Origin of the sequence: Egbenema bharatensis FJBBOT/2019 (assembly GCF_048077055.1) — a bacterium.
GTDB lineage: Bacteria > Cyanobacteriota > Cyanobacteriia > Elainellales > Elainellaceae > Egbenema > Egbenema bharatensis.
In genome coordinates this window covers 6640985-6660059 of sequence record NZ_CP182236.1, presented here as the reverse complement: position 1 = coordinate 6660059, position 19075 = coordinate 6640985, and the positions used below count along the sequence as shown (strand labels likewise).

Annotated in this window: 12 protein-coding genes and 1 pseudogene; 8 read left to right on the top strand and 5 right to left on the bottom strand. The window is 51.1% G+C overall.

Annotation, left to right across the window (positions count from 1 at the left end):
- Window positions 1-190 precede the first annotated feature (190 nt).
- From ACM1PF_RS30905 to ACM1PF_RS30895, 3 genes are all read left to right on the top strand, one after another.
- Complete coding sequence (locus ACM1PF_RS30905) at window positions 191-385, top strand: NblA/ycf18 family protein (RefSeq protein ID WP_416670297.1); 195 nt, start codon at window positions 191-193, stop codon at window positions 383-385.
- A gap of 732 nt (window positions 386-1117) precedes the next feature.
- Window positions 1118-1999, top strand: a complete 882-nt coding sequence (locus ACM1PF_RS30900; RefSeq protein ID WP_416670295.1) for a universal stress protein — start codon at window positions 1118-1120, stop codon at window positions 1997-1999.
- Between the two features lie 9 nt (window positions 2000-2008).
- Window positions 2009-3097, top strand: a complete 1089-nt coding sequence (locus tag ACM1PF_RS30895; protein ID WP_416670293.1) for an AI-2E family transporter — start codon at window positions 2009-2011, stop codon at window positions 3095-3097.
- Window positions 3098-3209: 112 nt separating this feature from the next.
- Here ACM1PF_RS30895 and mgtE read toward each other — a convergent pair whose 3' ends face one another.
- Together mgtE and ACM1PF_RS30885 are read right to left on the bottom strand one after the other, a co-directional pair.
- Window positions 3210-4601 carry a magnesium transporter gene (gene mgtE / locus ACM1PF_RS30890; protein ID WP_416670291.1) on the bottom strand — a complete coding sequence of 464 codons (1392 nt, stop codon included), beginning with the start codon at window positions 4599-4601 and terminating at the stop codon, window positions 3210-3212.
- 414 nt (window positions 4602-5015) lie between these two features.
- Window positions 5016-6558 (bottom strand): annotated as a pseudogene (locus ACM1PF_RS30885) (SagB/ThcOx family dehydrogenase).
- A 382-nt stretch (window positions 6559-6940) separates the two neighbouring features.
- On the opposite strand from ACM1PF_RS30885, the gene ACM1PF_RS30880 reads away from it, so the two are divergent.
- The gene (locus ACM1PF_RS30880) at window positions 6941-7645 is read left to right on the top strand and encodes a hypothetical protein (RefSeq protein ID WP_416670289.1); all 705 of its coding nucleotides are present in this window, start codon (window positions 6941-6943) and stop codon (window positions 7643-7645) included.
- Window positions 7620-7748 carry a hypothetical protein gene (locus ACM1PF_RS30875; RefSeq protein WP_416670287.1) on the top strand — a complete coding sequence of 43 codons (129 nt, stop codon included), beginning with the start codon at window positions 7620-7622 and terminating at the stop codon, window positions 7746-7748. The genes ACM1PF_RS30880 and ACM1PF_RS30875 overlap by 26 nt, the downstream gene beginning before the upstream one ends.
- 100 nt (window positions 7749-7848) lie before the next feature.
- On the opposite strand, the gene ACM1PF_RS30870 is transcribed toward ACM1PF_RS30875, so the two are convergent.
- Both ACM1PF_RS30870 and ACM1PF_RS30865 read right to left on the bottom strand, forming a co-directional pair.
- Window positions 7849-10713 (bottom strand): DUF3536 domain-containing protein, encoded by a 2865-nt coding sequence (locus tag ACM1PF_RS30870; protein WP_416670285.1) that lies wholly within the window; start codon window positions 10711-10713, stop codon window positions 7849-7851.
- Between the two features lie 768 nt (window positions 10714-11481).
- Entirely contained in the window at window positions 11482-12663 is a 1182-nt protein-coding gene (locus ACM1PF_RS30865; protein WP_416670283.1) for a transaldolase, read from the bottom strand.
- 273 nt (window positions 12664-12936) lie between these two features.
- Here ACM1PF_RS30865 and ACM1PF_RS30860 point away from each other — a divergent pair, with 273 nt between their 5' ends.
- Entirely contained in the window at window positions 12937-15015 is a 2079-nt protein-coding gene (locus ACM1PF_RS30860) for a mechanosensitive ion channel family protein (RefSeq protein ID WP_416670281.1), read from the top strand.
- Between the two features lie 167 nt (window positions 15016-15182).
- Here ACM1PF_RS30860 and ACM1PF_RS30855 read toward each other — a convergent pair whose 3' ends face one another.
- A complete protein-coding gene (locus ACM1PF_RS30855; RefSeq protein WP_416670279.1) occupies window positions 15183-15854 on the bottom strand; it encodes a Mo-dependent nitrogenase C-terminal domain-containing protein in 672 nt (223 codons plus the stop codon).
- A 396-nt stretch (window positions 15855-16250) separates the two neighbouring features.
- On the opposite strand from ACM1PF_RS30855, the gene ACM1PF_RS30850 reads away from it, so the two are divergent.
- Both ACM1PF_RS30850 and ACM1PF_RS30845 read left to right on the top strand, forming a co-directional pair.
- Window positions 16251-16622, top strand: coding sequence for an EamA family transporter (locus ACM1PF_RS30850; RefSeq protein WP_416670277.1), 372 nt, complete (start codon window positions 16251-16253; stop codon window positions 16620-16622).
- Between the two features lie 250 nt (window positions 16623-16872).
- Window positions 16873-19023 carry a polyribonucleotide nucleotidyltransferase gene (locus ACM1PF_RS30845; RefSeq protein WP_416670275.1) on the top strand — a complete coding sequence of 717 codons (2151 nt, stop codon included), beginning with the start codon at window positions 16873-16875 and terminating at the stop codon, window positions 19021-19023.
- Window positions 19024-19075 lie beyond the last annotated feature (52 nt).

Below are 19075 nucleotides of genomic sequence, written 5' to 3'. Positions count from 1 at the left end.
ATTGATCAAGAAGCAGCAACATCGCTAGGTCAGCCTTCCAGGTTCAGTTCAACCTAGGAGTGTTCACCCAGTATCTATCCGAAAGCTCGATGGAGTTTTTGAAGTCAAAAGCCCCGACGGTTTGCGGATAGAGCCTCAAAAGGTTTGCTGTTGCTTCTACCGCCCAATTTCTCCTTTGGAGGTCAGAACAATGGATCAGCCTATCGAACTAACTTTGGAACAACAGTTCAATTTGCGTTCGTTTCAAGATCAGGTCGGACATATGAGCCGTGAGCAAGCTCAACAGTTTCTCATCAAGCTCTACGAGCAGATGATGTTGCGGGAAACCATGTACAAACATTTTCTCAAGCATCAATGGGGGATTGAATCCAATCCCAGTTTTTAGGACTATGAGCGCAGTTGCGACCTCCCTCTCTTGCTTTGTTCCAGGACGGAAAGGAGCTGGGGATGCTGGGGCGACAACTCGTTTCCTCAAGGGTCATCCAAGTAAGGTTCATTTTTTAGAGTTCGTTTTCTGGAAGCGTAGTCCTCTAAATTTAAACTAGTGAATTTAGACTAGCGAATCTAAACTGGTAAGGTTTAGCGAGTGGAGCAAATAGGGTTCAAGTTGTATGATGCTGGGTGTTTGACTGGATGAAGTTCGTTCGCTTCTCACAGAGCTTTCTAGATTAGGCATGGCAGTACTTACCGTTCGATCGCTCCCATACACCGTTTGATACCAACTTTCTTTCTACTACGTTTTTCTACTACATTGAATACCGCTACTCAGTAGCAAGACTTGTCCATCGTCCTGTCTGTAGGATGCGTTAGGGAGCGCGCAACGCACCCAGCCTTCACAGAACAGCACGCTACGGCTTCGCCCAACATCATCCAACAGTGCCTAACAGCACTTGTGTTGAATAGAGCTACTGCCTTCAATAGCAATTCAGTTTAATCGTCTTAATCGTCATTCATTGAATCGACCCCCAATTTCGATCGCCACTGAGCGAATGTCTAACCCGAGGACAGCTTCTAAGCGTCTGCTCTATCTGGAGAGGCTATCGAGAAAGAGCCAGGGGTGTTAGGGTTATGAGAGATTTGTCTTACATTAGCTCTATACACTCTGCTTCATCAAACCATGTTTCAACGCCTCCTAATCTGTACGGACTTTGTAGACGGCTTGCAACGTCTGGTTGACTTTGTCCCCAGTTTGTCCGAAAGCGGCATCAAGCAGGTGGTTTTTCTGCACGTTGTCTCCCTTTCGGGGGATCAGGCAGTTCCCCGTGCTGATGAAAAAGAGATTAATGCTGCCCGCGATCGACTCTCGGCTGCTAAAACCAATGTGCCAGAGGGAGTGGAGGTTCATATTGAAGTACAGGTGGGTCAGCAGATTGAGCGGATTCTCAGTACAGCTTCAACCTATAAAAGCGATATTATTTTGCTGGGCACTCAGAGTCGTAGTTTACTCACCGAAAAGCTATTTGGCAGTACGACGATCGCACTGTGTAATCGGGCTAAGATTCCCCTCATGGTGTTCCGACCCCAACTATTATCGACCTACACCGTTGAGGAGCTGGATCTACGCTGCCGACACCTGTTCCGCTATTTTCTGATCCCCTACGATGGCAGTAAGACCGCAGAATATCTGGTGACGCAAATTAAGCAACGCGCTCAAAACCGTCCACCTGAATCTTTGCAGGAATGCCTGTTATGCTGGGTGATTGGCGAAGGGGGCAGACGGGGCGTTTCTGACCTGATCAATGCCGAGGAAGCGAAAAAGGCTGAAGTTGCGCTGGAGGCAGTGAAAACGGATTTGGCTCAGCTGGGGTTAACTACCCACCACGCTGTCCTGCATGGTGAGCGGGTGCTGGAAATTCTGATGGCTGCTCAGGAGTATGACATTAGTGCGATTACCCTTTCCTCAGACTCGATCGGGAAGCTGGTAGAGCTTTCTGTCCCCAGTTTTGCGGGTGAGCTGCTGCGCCGCAGTTGGCATCCGATCATCTACTTCCCGCAGTAAGTTACCGCTATGAACGAACCACCAAAACAAAGCAGTTTTTGGGATCAATTTAATAACTCTAAGCTGCTGCGATATTTGCTCCTTTTGGCATTGGGCTGGGGGTTTGCTCAGGTTTTAGCTTATTTTGAACCCATTCTGGTTATTTTTATTTTCTCTGGAATTTTTGCTTTCCTGCTCAATTTTCCAGTGCAGTGGGTTTGCCACTTTATGCCCCGTGGTCCTGCGGTGATCACGGTATTCATCCTCAGTCTTTTGCTGATTGCCGGGTTAACTGCCACCCTAGGACTGGCGATCGCCTCTCAAGCCCAGCAACTGATAGAACAAGCCCCTCAACTGACGGACACGGTGACTTCCCTGCTCGATGACTTACAGCAAATCCTGTCCAGGGGCAATCTCAACGTTGATTTCACCACGATCGAAGAACAACTACAAACTCAGGCATTGACCACGCTGGGCTTTGGGTTAACTGCCCTGCAAAGCGTTCTGGCTAATTTATTGAATCTAATTATCATTGCAGTCATTTCTTTCTTCATGCTGCTGGATGGGGCGCGGCTGTGGAACTTTATTCTGCAACGCTTTTCCAATTCATTTCAGGACAAATTAAATCTGGCGATTCGCCAAAATTTTCTCGGCTTCTTTTGGGGACGACTGCTCCTATCCATTTTCTTTGGGCTGTCAGCGTTCCTGGTCTTTATTTTGCTGGATATTCCCTACGCCCTGGTACTGGCCACGCTTGCCGGGGTGTTTGACTTGATCCCAGGCATCGGTGCGACGATCGGGATTTCCTTAGTTGCGCTGATCACTCTGCCTCAGGGCATTTGGCTCAGTTTAAAGGTGCTGGTGGGCTGCATTTTGCTTCAGCAGGTGGAGGAAAATTTGCTGATGCCGCGAATTATGCAAGGGTCGATCAACATGAACCCGGTCGTCTTGTTTTTTGCGCTGCTGTTAGGAGCCAGGGTGGCTGGGCTGGTCGGTGTGTTTCTCTCCATTCCGATCGCCGGAGTCTTGATTAGCCTGTTTGATGTGAAGGAAATGCAGGGACATAACCCCAATCACCCTTCCGATCAGCGATCGTCCCAGGAGCCGAATGAAGGATGATCGACAATGACTGTTCCAAAGCCCAAGGACATCAGCCCAGTAGGGGCGCACTGCCGTGCGCCCTATAATCCATTCATGAGCACCACCATGCGCCCCATAATTAATATGCACCCTATAATCCCAGGATCATCCGAGCCACGTAGAGATAAATGAAAACACCGAGGACATCAACGATCGTCGTGATAAACGGGGCGGACATCAGGGCGGGATCAAACTTCAGAGCTTTGAATAGGAAGGGGAGGGCTGCCCCTGCAACGGACGCTAATAGAGAAATCGCCAACAAACTGACCCCTACCGCCAGGGCAACCCCAAAGTCAACCTGCACATAGGCCCAAACCGTTACCACCACCCCCAGCATGATTCCCAGGCAAGTGCCTGCGATCGCCTCTCGACGAATAATCTTTAAAGCATTGCGCGTCTGCACTTCATCGGTATTCAGCCCGCGAATTACCACCGTCGAGGACTGTGCCCCCACATTTCCCCCGGTGTCAATCAACAATGGAATAAAGGCAGCTAGTTCCACCACCTGCTCAAGCAACTCTTCCTGCTGTTGAATGACGGTAATCGTTCCGGTGTTGGTAATCAACAGCACAAACAGCCACACCACTCGTCGCCGCGCCACAGTAAATAAATTGGTTTGAAAGTAGTCCTTTTCCCCTGCCTCAACCCCACCCAGCGTGTAAATATCTTCGGTTGTCTCTGCCTGCACCACATCCAGGATGTCATCTACGGTGACAATTCCGACTAAACGCTCCTCGGCATCAACCACTGGAACCGTAATGAAGTCATACCGTTGAATAATTTGCGCCACTTCTTCCTGGTCTGTATCGGTATGCACTGAGACAACTTCGCGGGTCATGACATCGGCAATGATCTGATCTGGTTGGGCCGTCACCAGATCTCGCAGGGAGAGAATGCCAATTAAGTGGCGATCGGCTTCTGTGACGTAGAGATGATAGATGGTTTCAGCAACGTGGGCCTGCTGCCGAATTTGATCAAAGGCTTGTTCAACGGTAAAGTCCTGCCGCAGAGCAATATATTCTGGGGTCATCATCCGCCCGGCGGTGCCTGGTTTATAGCCCAACAACAATGCCGTTGCATCTCGCTCTTCAGGACTTAATTGATTTAGCAGGCGCGATACTAATTTGGCAGGGAGTTCATCAAATAAGCGGGCCCGATCGTCGGGCGACATTTGATCGACAATTTCACGGAATTCCTGCCGCTTGAACTCGGCCAGCAGATTTTCCTGAGTGTCCGTATCCAGGTATTCAAAGACTTCGATCGATCGGTTCTTGGATAGCAATCGAAAGGCAATCGCTTGTAACGCTTCTGGCAGCCCAGCAATGGCTTCAGCAATATCTGGAGACTGAACGGGAACCAGTAAGGATTTGGCTCCTTCGTAGTTTCCCTGATGTAACAGCATTGCAAGTTGCGATCGAACCAGTTCTCGCAATTCATCGCGGGAAGAAGCTTGATTGATGGAAGAAGATGAACTGGAAGTCACGGTGAAACCTCTGGACAGTCATGGGTATGGCAACAGATGAAACGTTAAGGATCCTGGATGAAATAACCTGTAGCATTGTTTTGCCGCTTTGACTGGGCGGGCAGGATGCCACATTCCACAAGCTAATTACAGATTATTAAATCGGCATTCCTCAGCGAATCCAAGCAAGCTAAAGCCCGTAAAGAGCTTACAACACTCAGCCTGTCTTAACCGATCAATCTATATGAAACTGGACTCACCGTCCCGCAGCTAGAATGATTGCAGCGATGAGCGTTGAGGCAGCAAGTTGCGGCGAACCGATCGGTTGATCACCCTATTCAACCTGTAATCTGTTGAAGGCAACTACCACATTTAAAGATAAGAAAGTAACCCCATCATACCTGCTGAGTCTTATCCTGATTCCCTCAGTCCAATCTACTTTGGTCGGCCCAGGGTGGTGATGTATAACACCGCTTCATCCGCTGGAATCCCCAACACTTCATTCACTTCATCATCAAAAAAGCCGCCAATTCCACTGACTCCCAATCCCAGGCGAATCGCTGCCAGATTCAACCGTTGCCCCAGGTGTCCGGCATCCATATGGAGATAGCGATAGACTCGATCGCCATACGCTGAAACGGCCTTTCCTCAGATCAGCTGTATGGAACAGTACCGCCGCTGCATCTCGTCCCAGGTTTTGTCCTAAGCACAGGCGATGGAGTTGTCGTCGGAAATTCTTGAACCGCATCTGGCGGAGTTCGTTGGCTCTGGGAGCGTAATAGTAACAACCTTCTTCCAGTCCATCGACTCCGGATACCACGATAAAGGTTTCAATTAAATTTAGATCAAAATAATCGGGGGTGCGGTCTAGCCCCTGCTCAATATAGTTTTGAGGATGATAGGTGAAGTCAAGCAGGGCATTGAGTTCATCCCGCGTCAGATTTTCACCACTGTAGGCACGGGTCGATCGCCGCTTCAAAATGGTTTTCTCCAGTCGCTCTAACTGTTCCCCCCAGGCGATCGGCGGAGATTGGGTGGAAAGCTTGAGGCAGAAAGGAAAGTTGTATTTGTCGGGCTGAGTGGACTGATCCTTGAGTTGAGCGGGATCAGACCATTGCAGGGTTCCAGGATCTTGGGCCGCAGTGATTTGGGTGGCGTGGTGAAAATAGGTTAGCAGTTCTCCGTCGGGCAGGTGGGGAAAATCAGTTTGTGTCGCGGAGGGCAGGGCAGTAGGAGCCAGGGGAAGATTTTGGGACAGATCCAGCAGGTCTGCCAGGGCCAGAACCGCCACTGTTCCTTCCTGTTCCGGGTCAAGATACAGCAGCTGATTCATGGACTCATCAATAAATCCGCCAATCAGGTGCGGCCGAAAATCGTTCATGGCACTGGCTAGCTCAATATTGCCCAGCAAATGCCCGGTATCCAGAAAAATTCGCCGATAGGCTCGGTCTTGATATCGCCAGGCTGATCGCATAAATACGGCAGTGGTGACGATCGCAACCTGGGTTGCATTCAGGCTGGGATGCCAGAAGCAGGCGTGTTGTAGTGCAGTCCAGACATCGCTGTCCCAGAAGTGCAGGAGTGAATGGGTTTGGGGTTGATAGTTGTAGAGTCCTGCGGGTAGGAGTGGCGTTCCCCGTGAAACAAGGTACACTTCGGCTGGATAGAGTGCGCCAGCGGAGGGAGTGGTTCTGAAATAGATCGGCTCACCATTCATGGCGATCATGTGCACTGTTAGCCCGTAGCTATAGAACAACAGCCGAGATAGGCGTTGCCAGCTTTTACTATTGGGCGAAGGGTCTGGCTTTTCCGTCAGGTAGGACTTTAAATCTAGCGCAGTGCCAAATTTATATTCCTTAAAAGGGGCAGGTTGCTTAGTCCAGTCAAAGTCTCGATTGGCGATCGTTTTGGGATGATACTTAGTGCGCTCATGGTAGTGATGAGCGATGGAGGTGGGTGTGGGAGAACAATCAGTCATAGAGAGTTCAGGACGGTTTGGCAGCGTATTTTGATCTTGACACTTTCACTCTTAGAATGACCAAATTTGTGGGAGGTGTATCGGGGGAGTGAGGAGTGAGGAGTGAGGAGTGAGGAGTGAGGAGTGGAAAGTAGGGGCGCACTGCTGTGCGCCCGTGCAGGGAGTAGAAAATAGGGGCACATCGCAATACGCCCGTGCAGGGAGTAGAAAATAGGGGCACATCGCATACGCCCGTACAGGAAGGGGAAAGTAGGGACGATCGCAATGCACCTGTGCAGGAAGGGGATAGGTTTGGGGTGAAGTGGGGGCATAATCGAGGGAAGGGGCGGGGCCGTGAGCGAGGGGGATGGGAGCTTGATGTTGGGTTAGGAGAGGGCGTTAGATGGTTAGACGATTTGAGGCTGGTTTGGTTCGAGAGTGGAGGTCGCTTATTGTAGGCTTGCTGGTTATGGCGGCTTGTGTTGTAGCGATCGTTTCATTTCAGCTGCCTCAGTTGCGCCAATTGGAATCCGGGGCAGATTTATCGGTGGCAGAGGTGAACCAGGCGGTGGAGGCAGAGCGGCTTCAGTTGCAAGTACTTCAGCGAATGCCTGCTTTTGGGTTTGATAATTTGCTGTCGGATTGGGCGTTCCTGCGATTTTTACAGTATTTTGGCGATGAGCCAGCCCGCAGTAAAACGGATTATCGGTTGAGTCCAGAATTCTTTGAGGTGGTGATTGGTCGCAATCCCAACTTTCTGCTGGCCTATACATTTCTCTCGACCAGCACTTCCATCTATGCCGGAAAACCGGAACGAACGATCGCCATTGCCCAACGGGGAATTGAATCCCTTGGGCAGATCAACCCCCAGGCGCTTACTACGCCCTCCGACAGTTGGGGATCGATCAGTTGCTCTTTCTCAATGATGCAGCAGGGGCAAGGCGATCGTTTGAAACCGCCGCAGAATGGGCCGGGCTTCTACATCGGAAGCCAGCGATCGAGTGGCGGACTTATCGCAACAAACAGCAGATTTTCTGGCGAACAATCCCGACAGCAAATTTGCCCAGATTGCTGCCTGGACGATGGTACTGACAACGGCTCCCGATGATGTGACACGCCAAACGGCAGTTCAACGCATTGAGGCGATCGGGGGACAGATTGTGCAGGGAGAGGATGGTTCGTTTAGTATTGTGCCGCCGGAAGAGGACTGATCCCAACTTCCCACTCTCCACTCCCTGTAGGGGCGCACAGCAGTGCGCCCCTACTCCCCACTCCCTGTAGGGGCGCACAGCAGTGCGCCCCTACTCCCCCTTAATTCAACACCGCTAACCAGTACTGCACATCGATCGTCAGCTTTTGCCCCAGTAGGAGGAGTTGCCGCAGTTGGGCTGAAGTCCATTGGGTTTCAATCGTTACGGTCGGTTCCACTTGTGCGGTATGACCATTGCTAGCAGAACCAGGGTTAGATGAACTGGCAGAGCCGATCGCCAGGGAAATACCAGAGCTAGAGGATAATTTACCCTCCTGATAATGTTCCCCAAGCTGCGGCAGGATTTGGGTATGGAGAATCTGGAAGAAGAGTTCCTGGGTGCGATCGAGGCACAGATGCAGGTGCAGCTTATCCGCCAGAGCCAGGAGGCGATTGATCCACTGAATATCGGCTTCGACTGTCGTGGAGTTCAGCCCCGTTAAGAGGGAACGAAACGATCGATACACCATGCGCTCCAGGATTTGCTTAATTTCTGGAAGCTTTAACTGACAGTGGAGATGATCGGCTTCAGCGGCGATCGCCTCCAGTTCAATCAGATGGCTCAAGCAGACCTGGGGATTGCTGAAGGGGAATTCGCTGGCTTCCCGCTCCAAAGCTTGCAGGGAAGTAATCGCCCGATGGCTAATGGCAATCTCGGCAGCCACCTGAAGTTCCTGGGGCACATCTAGCGTATCCCGATGGAAGGCCACCAACACCCCGTAGTTATCCCGATACACCTGGGTGTATAGCTGATCGAGGCGCGTCAAGGTTTCCTGACTCAGGAGGCGCATGATCCGGTGGCGTTCTTCAGCAAACAAACTCTGCAAACTGTAGGACTGATCCCCAAAGCTGCGATTCATGGCCAGAATCGTTTGAGCTGCACTGGCCTGGCGAAGCGCATCAAACAGGCTATCCTTCATCTGGCTGTAGTTCCGTCGTCCGCTGAAGGGGCGAATGCAACAATGGAAGTCCCATCCCCCCAGATGCAGCACGGCAAAGATCAGATTGCCACTTTCCCAGGTAATTTCCGAGGTGAGTTGAATCTGTCCCACTGCCAGGGTCAGATTGCCCAACCGTTGGAGCTGGTAATCCAACTGGTGCACGGTATAGCAGTAGACGCGCTCATCCCTGGGATAACTGGTGAAGAGAGACGTAATGGCATAGTGGGCTGCCACCTGACCAAGGGACACCTGGGACGGGAGCACGAGTTGCCGATACACTTCTGCCCCGTTTTGGAAAAACTCCACATTGCTGGGCGCTGCTGCTAACCGTCGGATGAAGCCTTTTTCTAACTGCACACCGGCCACATCACCGGCTAGCTCGATCGCCCGGGCTGCATAGCGCAAAATCTGAGTGCCCTCTGGCCGAGACAATTCATCAAAGAACCAGCCGCAGCTTGTGTACATCAGCAAGGTATGACGCTGCATTTCCAACAACCGCAATGCATCCACCTTTTCTGCTCCCGTCAGCCTGCGGACTTGATGGCGACTAAAGAACCGATTGATGTTGACTGGACTGCGATCGAGAATCACCTGAATGTATTCATCTCGCGTCGCCCAGGGATCATTAAAAAACTTCCGTCCCGTCTCTTCGTACACCTTGACCAATTGATCCCGCAGCCAATCCAGGCTATCCCGCAGGGGTCTACGCCATTTCTGATTCCAGTGGCCACCGCCCCCACAGCCGCAGTCTTCCTGCCAGCGATCGACCCCGTGGGAACAGCTCCAGGCCGTTACAGGTTTCAGCTCCACTTCCCAGGTCGGTGGACTCAGGCTGAGGTAATGGGCAAAGTTAGTCACCGTCCAACCCCGTCGGGGAAATTCTTCGGTAAAGGCGTAGGCCAGGGCTTTCTCCGTTCCCCCCTTATGATGCCCAAAGGTTTCCCCATCCGTCGCCACCGCAATGAGCTGAGAGGGACGATGATCCCCTCGGACAGCTTGGCCAATTCGCCCTGCCAAGTGCCCCGAACTACTCAAGACATCATCAAAGCCCATATCGCGGGAGATGGGGCCGTCGTAGAAGAAGATGTCGATGTAGGGGAGATGGGGAGTGGGGAGTGGGGAGTGGGGATCAGAGGAATGATCTTGACCTCGTAAATAACAGCGATAGGGCTGAATCGGATCAATTTGACTGCCGCCCACTTCTCGCCATTCGGGGTTGGGGTGATCTGCTGTGGGCATGGGACGACAGCGTTGAGCCTGGGAGGGAGCCAGGATGATGAACTTGATCCCCTCTTGGACTAGGGCTTCCAGGGTGGCATAGTCTACCGCTGTTTCCGCCAGCCACATTCCTTCGGGATCCCGCCCAAACCGCGATCGAAAGTCGGCTTTACCCCAGCGAATCTGAGTGTACTTATCTCGCTCGCTGGCCAGGGGCATGATGATGTGGTTATACACTTGCGCGATCGCGTTACCGTGCCCATTTAATCGTTCACAGCTTTTGCGATCGGCTTCGATAATCCGCCGATATACCTCAACATCATGCCGTTCTAACCAGCTCATTAAGGTTGGGCCGATGTTAAAGCTGAGATACTCAAAGTTATTAACAATCCCAATCACTTCTTCCCGATCGTTTAAAACCCTGGCGAAGGCATTGGGACGATAACACTCGTAGTGGATGCGCTCATTCCAGTCGTGAAAGGAAGCTGCGCTGGGTTGCCGCTCAATGGTGTTCAGGTAGGGATTTTCGCGGGGGGGTTGGTAAAAGTGACCGTGCACTGTAACGTAAATCCCCATTGCTGTAAAGCGGGGATCAGTATGGGGATCGATGTGGGGATCAATTGATCCTGATGATCCTGAATCCGCAGTGGCGATCGAATGATGGGATGAATGATGATGAGCGAACTCAGCTTCGACCGCTTGCCGTACGGCTTCTGAAAGCGGACTGGACTGAGTAGACTCTGAAGAATGATATTCGGATGCAGTCATGAAACCTTTCCTGGTTAGTGGTGAGGAGCACAAAGTCAGGTGGGTAAATGGTTATTAAATGCAATTAAATGCTGACATTCAATTCAGAATTAATAATCGGAATTAGCTAGCGGTATTAAGGAAATGTACTAAAAGCAGAATTAATAGCGAAAACAAAGACGATCGCCGAGATCACACGCAGAGTAAGCACATTTGCTTGATTGAACCTCATGTCTGGAACAAGTTCGAGAGAATGAGAATAACGTGGGATGGCAATCCTGCATATCGCCCATCAGATTCCACCGAAACTACTTCAGAACGGAACTGGAACTGGAACGACGAACACCAAACTGAATCCTAACCTATCTTAAACATTTCTGCAATTCTGCAAAAATAATTTACGATTTGCAATATCTCTTTAGTGGTAAGTTTACAAATTCAGATTTCATAGCTTGGAAAAGCGGGGGATCACCTGGAATTGCTGCCGGAATCGAATAAGGATTTTGTAAATCGTCCTGCGATCCCCAAATAGTCAAGGAATGCAAACTTAATCAGGACGTGGGGATTCAATAAGCTGTGCTCTGTTCTGCTTTGCTGACTGAGCGGGCAAGATGCCCACTCCACAAGAGTTTCAGTGGGCAAGATGCTCACTCACAATTTCAGTGGGCAAGAATGCTCACCCCACAAGAGACGACCATTGCCATCTGTAGGAATTTAGCAGTGCCAAACCCCTACAGATGTGATGTTGCAGCCACCGGGTTCACAAAGGGCAAGTCAGGTCAGCCGATCTCAACCCGCTTTCACCAGATGGAGCACTGCCCCTAAACCCGCGCCCATTTCCTCTGGCGTAATTTTGCCATCTTTATTGACATCGAGGGCATCAAACACCGCATCGGTTCCCAGCCATTCTTCACGGGTAATGAATCCATCCCCATCCAGGTCATAGACGTGGAACATATCCTCTGCGGCATGATTCAGCGTTGCACTGCTGCCCAGTTGAGATAGACGATCGGCGAGGAGCTGCTCCAGATTTTCCAGAGCCTTGGTAAAGCCTTTGATCCCCTCATCCAGTTTTTCTGAAGCCATCCGATCGGCTGCATGCATCTGATCAAATGTGGCTTTATCAATGGAAATTTTTTCAATGTCCATTGCTTTAGACTTTTCAGGATCCAGTTTTCGGGGCAGCTCATCAGGCGTTGCCAGCAGTTCAGCCAGCAGTCCCGGAGAAATGGTTAATAGATCACATCCTGCCAGTTCGGTGATCTCGCCGATGTTACGGAAGCTGGCTCCCATCACCTCTGTGGTGTAGCCAAATTTCTTGTAGTAGTTGTAGATTCCCGTTACAGACACTACGCCAGGATCCTCTTCGGGGGGATAGCTGTCGCGTCCGGTGTCTTTTTTGTACCAGTCTAGAATTCGTCCCACAAACGGCGAGATCAGAGTGATTCCTGCTTCGGCACAGGCGATCGCCTGATGAATCCCGAATAGTAGGGTCAAGTTGCAATGAATTCCTTCTTTCTCTAGCACTTCTGCTGCCTTGATCCCCTCCCAGGTGGAAGCAATTTTGATCAAAATCCGATCCCGTGAAACGCCTGCGGCTTCGTACTGAGCAATCAATTCGCGGGCTGTGGCGATCGTGGCTTCGGTATCGTAGGACAGGCGGGCATCGACTTCGGTGGAAACTCGGCCCGGAATAATTTCCAGAATTTTTAGTCCAAAAGCCACTGCCAACCGCTTAAACGCCAGGGAAACAATATCCTGATCGGAGGTTCCTTCTCCTGCGTCTGCCTTGGCTTGAACCAGAGTAGCATCCACAATGCTCTGATACTCCGGCATTTGCGCCGCTGCCGTAATCAACGAAGGGTTCGTTGTGGCATCACGGGGCTTAAATTTCTCGATCGCCTTGATGTCCCCGGTATCGGCGACAACGACCGTCATCTCTCGTAGCTGTTCCAATAGATTCTTAGCCATCTTTAAGTTTTCCTTCACTCAATAACTGTGCGTGAATTGTGCGTGGGCATCCGGGAAGCAGTCCGATCGCTAAATTAATCAAGTATTTCCGATGCGATCATATCGCTGCCTTTTCCAGGAGCAGGATTTTTTCCGATACATTTCCGGTTTGCCGCATCGTACAGTTGGGGGATGGGGAAATTTAGGGGAATTTGGTAGCCTATGTAACAATTGCGTAATATACGGTATAGGTAGGGCAGCAAACGGTCTACCCCTCTATCCAAGGAGCGATCGATGCGAGGAGTTCGGCAAATTGCCAGAGTCGTCCAGTCTATCCAGTTCATTCAGTCTATCCAGTTCACCCCGCGAGCCAGAGGATTGCAGCTCAGACGGCGATTAGGACTTGTCTTTATCCTGGGGGTGATGACCTTCGGACTCACTGTAGGTTGGGTGCCAGCAGCGATGGGGCAGTTATCCTTACCGATCCAGTCAGACTCAGTGAATTTACCTCAGGGAGTACAGCGGATGGGGGCGATCGAGACCGCACCCGTTCGGCTCGAAAACCGGGAACTGTTTCGGGTCGTGGCTTTAACCGTATCCGATCGGGGCAGCCCTGAAGGTCGAACTCCGGTGGAAGTCCGGGCGGAAACCATTGAAGCAAATCTGCGTCAGGTGATTGCTTTTGCGCCAACTCCAGCTTCCGAAGTGGACTCAGAATACGTCACGGTTTTTGATCCAGACAGTTTCCGCATGGAAACGCAAATTGTCAACAATCAGATTACCCTGGTTGCCGTAGACGATTTTCGCCCTGAGCCTCAGGAAATTTTGACCGTCACAGACCTGGATGCTCGATACCATCGGGTGACACCAGAGGAATTAGCGCGGAATTGGGAAAGTATTCTGAACGATCGCCTATCCAGAATTTTGCTGGCCAGACAGCCAGAGGTCTTTCAACAGCGTCGGGAAGAGGCAGTCGGAATTGCGGTCAGCATTTTAGTCGTGAGTGCGGCCTTGTGGCTATTGCAAAACTGGATTGGCATCAGGCGGAAGGATTTGAAAGCCCAGATGGTTGCCGAAGCGGCGCAAACCCAGACAAAGGCCAACACCTTAAATGCCCCCTCCAGAGCTGCCCATCGCCTTGATTTTATTTCTGCGATTCAGTCTCAGTTCAGCCTGGAAGGTCGATTGTCCTGGAGTGAATCCATCCGGTGGCTGCTGGTATGGGGACAGATGCTCCTTTGGGTCGGAGGAATTATCTGGATTTTGCGGTTGTTTCCCGAAACTGAAATCATTGCCGAGGGATTGTTGCGTTTACCGATCGCCCTACTGTTGATTCTGTTTTTGCTGGGCTTTGTCAATCGCTTAGGGGATATTATCATTAACCGCTTTTCCGATGCATGGCGGCAAAATGAACTCTTTGCTTTTGAAGATAATCAGCGTCGATCGCTGCGAATTTCGACTATCATCCGAGCCACTAAAGGTTTAAAGACTTTCTTTATCTACGCTTTTGGTGTGGGTGGAGTCTTAAGCTATGCTGGAGTCCCTATCAGCTCTGTCCTGACCTTGGGTGCGGTCGTTGCCTTTGCAGTTTCGTTAGCGTCCCAAAGCCTGATCAAAGATCTGGTGAATGGGTTTTTGATTTTGTGTGAAGATCAATATGCGATTGGCGATTGGATTGCGATCGGTGATGTGGATGGTTTGGTGGAGAACATGAATCTCCGCATCACCCAGGTTCGCAATGTCGAGGGTCGGCTAATTACCATTCCCAATAGTCTCATTTCTCAGGTAGAAAACCTGACCCGGAGTTGGTCGCGGACCGATTTTCGGATTGCCGTTGCCTATGATTCAAACATTCCTGAAGCTCTCCGAATCATTGAACAAGTCGCACAGGAAATGTATGCAGACCCGGAGTGGGGTCGAGTGTTAATCAAACCGCCGATGATAATTGGGGTCGATGCCGTTTCTCATGAGGGGGTGGTTCTGCGCGTCTGGATTGACACTCAACCCCTACAGCAATGGCCAGCGGGACGAGAATTTCGCCTCCGGGTTCGTCTCGCCTTTGGAGAACATGGCATTAAAATTGGTATGCCCCAACAGATAGTTTGGCATCGCTATGAGCAGGACAATCAGCAAAATCAGCAAGATGGTTCTACCGCTGAATCGGCGATCGTTTTACCTCACGACTATTTACCTCGTGATTATCTGACCCCCGATCGCGCTCATCCTAATCAGGCTCATCCCGATACGGCTAACTCTAATCCTGCCGATCCTTCAGACGATCAGTTTCCCAGGGACTCTGTTCACTTCAGATCCGCTAACTATCCGGCGCGCGCTTCAGAATCCGACCAGCATCTCCGTAAGCCGAGCAATTAGCCCTATGCGCATTCAGGATTATGGATTAAATAACTAACACAATGCTCTACTTGACGGACTGGGCGGGCAAGACTTCGGACTTCGGCGTGAGCTCAGTCGAACGCTCACTCGAGCCGTCGAAACACTGCCCACCCCACCAGAGTTTCAGATGATTCAATTTGCGTTCCTTAGCAATACTTTGTCACATCTTCCTGACATTCATCCGCCAGATAAGTCAAAGCGCGGAATCGTAGCCCTACGAGCTGATCATATAAAGGGTTCAGCTTACACATGGGTGGAATATGAACCACTTTTTGCCCGAACAACTTCACATCCCGCTCAAACGGACACTGCGGTGGAATCATTTTGCAGAGGAAACGAGCGACTCGTGGATCCTGTACTTCCAGGTGATCCAGCCACTCGCGCAGGGGCTTCAAGGGTTCAGTGGGTTGTTCCGTTTGATTGACGGGCGCACCGGGAGAAGTTGGGCGGTAGTTTAGCGTAACGCGCAATGACTCCAGAATTTTTGGGGGCAGTTCCAACGCAACGCAAAAATCGTGCAAAATCTCATCTTCGGAGCTGGAATAAACGCCATCTGCGATCGCCACCATCACCGCAGTTCGCATGAAGTTTTCCGCCATTGCTGAGTCTTCTCCCAGCGCCAGGGACAGCTCTTGGGGACTAATTTTTTCGATTTCACCCAGTTCGACTTTAGGAGCTAGTTCGTTTTGGGTTAATTCATTAATTAATTCCTGCTCCTCTGGATCAAAATGTCCGTCTGCCCAGGCAATCGTTAACAACCCCCGCAACCAAACGGCAATTTGCTCATCTGTGTAGGAAGATTGGGCAGTGCTAACCATAAGAACTACACCTACCTATTTAATTACTGTTTGCAATCTTTAGTTACAATTCCAGTCTAACCTCATCGGGAAGGTTACCTGTTGTGATTTCGATTCGTGATGCCCGATCCCTAAATGGGTATCCTGGATCAGGCTCTCAGCCTCAATAAGGCTCGTCGTTCTCATCCCTTATTTATCTGCACATTACTGAAGTTCGACTGCGGACAGCAACGCTCTTAAGACATATTTCTCTGTGCGATCGCAATTCTTGGGCGATCGCAATTGTTCTGCTTGAGCCTGGTTCTACCCTGGTGGTTTTACCTTGTTGGTTTTACCTATTTGATCAAGTTCTACGGTTAGCAAGCCACTGTAAACTACAAAGAGTTTAGTTATGCAACGGTACAGAGGAGTGCGCCAGTGACCCCACAAGAGTTTTTTTTGTTGCTGATCGCCATTCTAGCCAGCGTGGGTGGACAGTTTTTCCTCAAATCAGGGGCATTGAAGCTCGCCAAGGATGGAGCAGAATCGGTCGTGAGTCACATTCTCAGCATTATTACCATTCCTGATTTGATCGTGGGATTGATTTGTTATGCCATTGGTGCGATCGCCTATATCCTCGTCCTCCGCAGCGTTAATTTGAGTATTGTCGGGCCGTCGATCGCTGCCAGCTATGTCTTTTCAGTCCTACTGGGTCATTTTGTCTTTCAAGAAGCGATTCCAGTGGAACGGGTTGTGGGCTTAGGCTTCATTGTTTGCGGTGTGGTACTGGTGGTGTGGAACCGCACCTGATGACTGCACCTGTTTAACCACCGGAATTAAGGCTCCGTCAGGCGGGCTGAACTGATTCATTCGTAACACCGAAACGATCGGCAATAATTCTCCAATCAATCTATAGCAAAAGGTTGCTATTTGTTAAGAATTGTAAAGATTGCTGTCAAGCTGTGCCACTCTCGCATAATCCATCTCAGGGCAGAGATATCGATGCTACGATTGCGACAGAAGAAGAAAAGAGGAAGTTAATTTAAGGATTGTGCGCTTCATGGTAGAAGAAATCGAGAAGTCAATATCCGTGGATGGTAGGGATATTCGACTGAAGATAGGTTTACTTGCACCGCAAGCAGGAGGTTCAGTTTTAATCCAATCTGAAGAAACAGCCGTCCTAGTCACTGCAACACGGGCCGCCGGAAGAGAAGGAATTGATTTTCTGCCGCTGATCGTAGATTACGAAGAACGGCTCTATGCTGCCGGACGCATTCCGGGCGGGTTTCTGCGCAGGGAAGGTCGGCCTCCAGAAAGAGCGACGCTGACTAGCCGCTTAATCGATCGCCCCTTACGCCCCCTTTTCCCTGGTTGGCTGCGGGATGATATTCAGGTTGTCGCAACCACGTTGTCGCTAGATGAGCGGGTTCCGCCGGATGTCTTAGCGGTTACGGGGGCTTCCATTTCCGTTTTATTAGCCCAGATTCCGTTCTATGGGCCAATGGCAGCCGTGCGAGTTGGGCTGATTGGAGATGACTTTATCATTAACCCCACCTTCAACGAAATTGAGAAGGGAGACCTGGATCTGGTCGTGGCAGGCTCACCCGATGGCGTGATTATGGTGGAAGCGGGTGCCAATCAACTCCCTGAGCAGGACATTATCGAGGCGATCGACTTTGGCTACGAAGTGGTTCGAGACTTGATTCAGTCCCAACGGGACATCATGAGTGAGTTAGGCATTGAACCCCCTGCCATCGAACCGCCAGAGGTGGATTCAACGCTGGAAAACTTTATCAGCGAGAAGGTTTCTGTTCCGGTTAAGCAGGTTTTAACCCGGTTTGAACTGGCTAAGCCGGAGCGAGATATTGAGCTGGATGCGGTCAAGGAAACGGTGGAATCATCCATTGCCGAATTGCCAGAAGATGACCCGGTGCGGGTTGCCGCAGCAGAGAATCCTAAAGCGGTGGGCACGACCTACAAGAGCATCACTAAGAAACTCATGCGGAAGCAGATCCTTGAGGAAGGGGTGCGGGTAGATGGGCGCAAGCTGGATGAAGTGCGGCAGATTAGCTGTCAGACTGGTCTCCTACCGCCGCGAGTTCACGGTAGCGCGCTATTCAAGCGAGGATTAACTCAGGTGATGTCGATCGTTACCCTGGGAACGCCCGGCGAAGCCCAGGAAATGGACGATTTGCACCCGGATGAACAGAAGCGGTATATGCACCATTACAATATGCCGCCCTATTCGGTGGGGGAAACCAAACCCATGCGATCGCCCGGTCGTCGGGAAATTGGTCATGGGGCTTTGGCGGAACGGGCCCTGGTGCCAGTGCTGCCCCCCAGAAATGATTTTCCCTATGTGATTCGGGTCGTTTCAGAGGTGCTGTCCTCCAATGGTTCCACGTCCATGGGTTCCGTGTGCGGTTCTACCCTCTCTTTGATGGACGCTGGAGTACCGATCGCCAAGCCGGTTAGCGGTGCCGCGATGGGTCTGATCAAAGAAGGCGATGAAGTGCGAATCCTCACTGACATTCAGGGGATTGAAGATTTCCTGGGTGACATGGACTTTAAGGTCGCTGGGACTGACACGGGCATCACCGCTCTGCAAATGGACATGAAGATCACCGGACTGTCGATGCAGACGATCGCAGAAGCCATTAATCAGGCCCGTCCTGCCCGGATGCATATCCTCGGTAAAATGCTGGAGGCGATCGACCAACCCCGCACGGAACTCTCCCCCTATGCACCCAGACTGCTCACCATCAAGATTGATCCGGAAATGATTGGTCTGGTGATTGGGCCGGGTGGTAAAACCATCAAGGGGATCACGGAGCAAACGGGAGCCAAGATTGACATTGAGGACGATGGCACGGTCACGATTTCAGCCGTCGATCAGGAAAAAGCCCGTCAGGCTCGCGGCATTGTGGAAGGCATGACCCGGAAGCTATCCGCTGGCGATGTCTACGTCGGGCGTGTCACTCGTATCATTCCGATTGGTGCCTTTGTGGAGTTTCTCCCAGGCAAGGAAGGGATGATTCACATCTCGCAACTCGCTGACTACCGGGTCGGCAAGGTGGAAGATGAGGTGGCGATCGGCGATGAAGTCATCATCAAAGTCCGCGAGATCGACAATCGCGGTCGGATTAACCTGACACGGTTAGGTATCCACCCTGATGAAGCCGCCGCTGCCCGTGACGCCGCTTCAAGTTAGGTTCTGGGGGATGGGGAATTCAGTGGCTTTCCTCCCCCTGGAACGTCGGTAC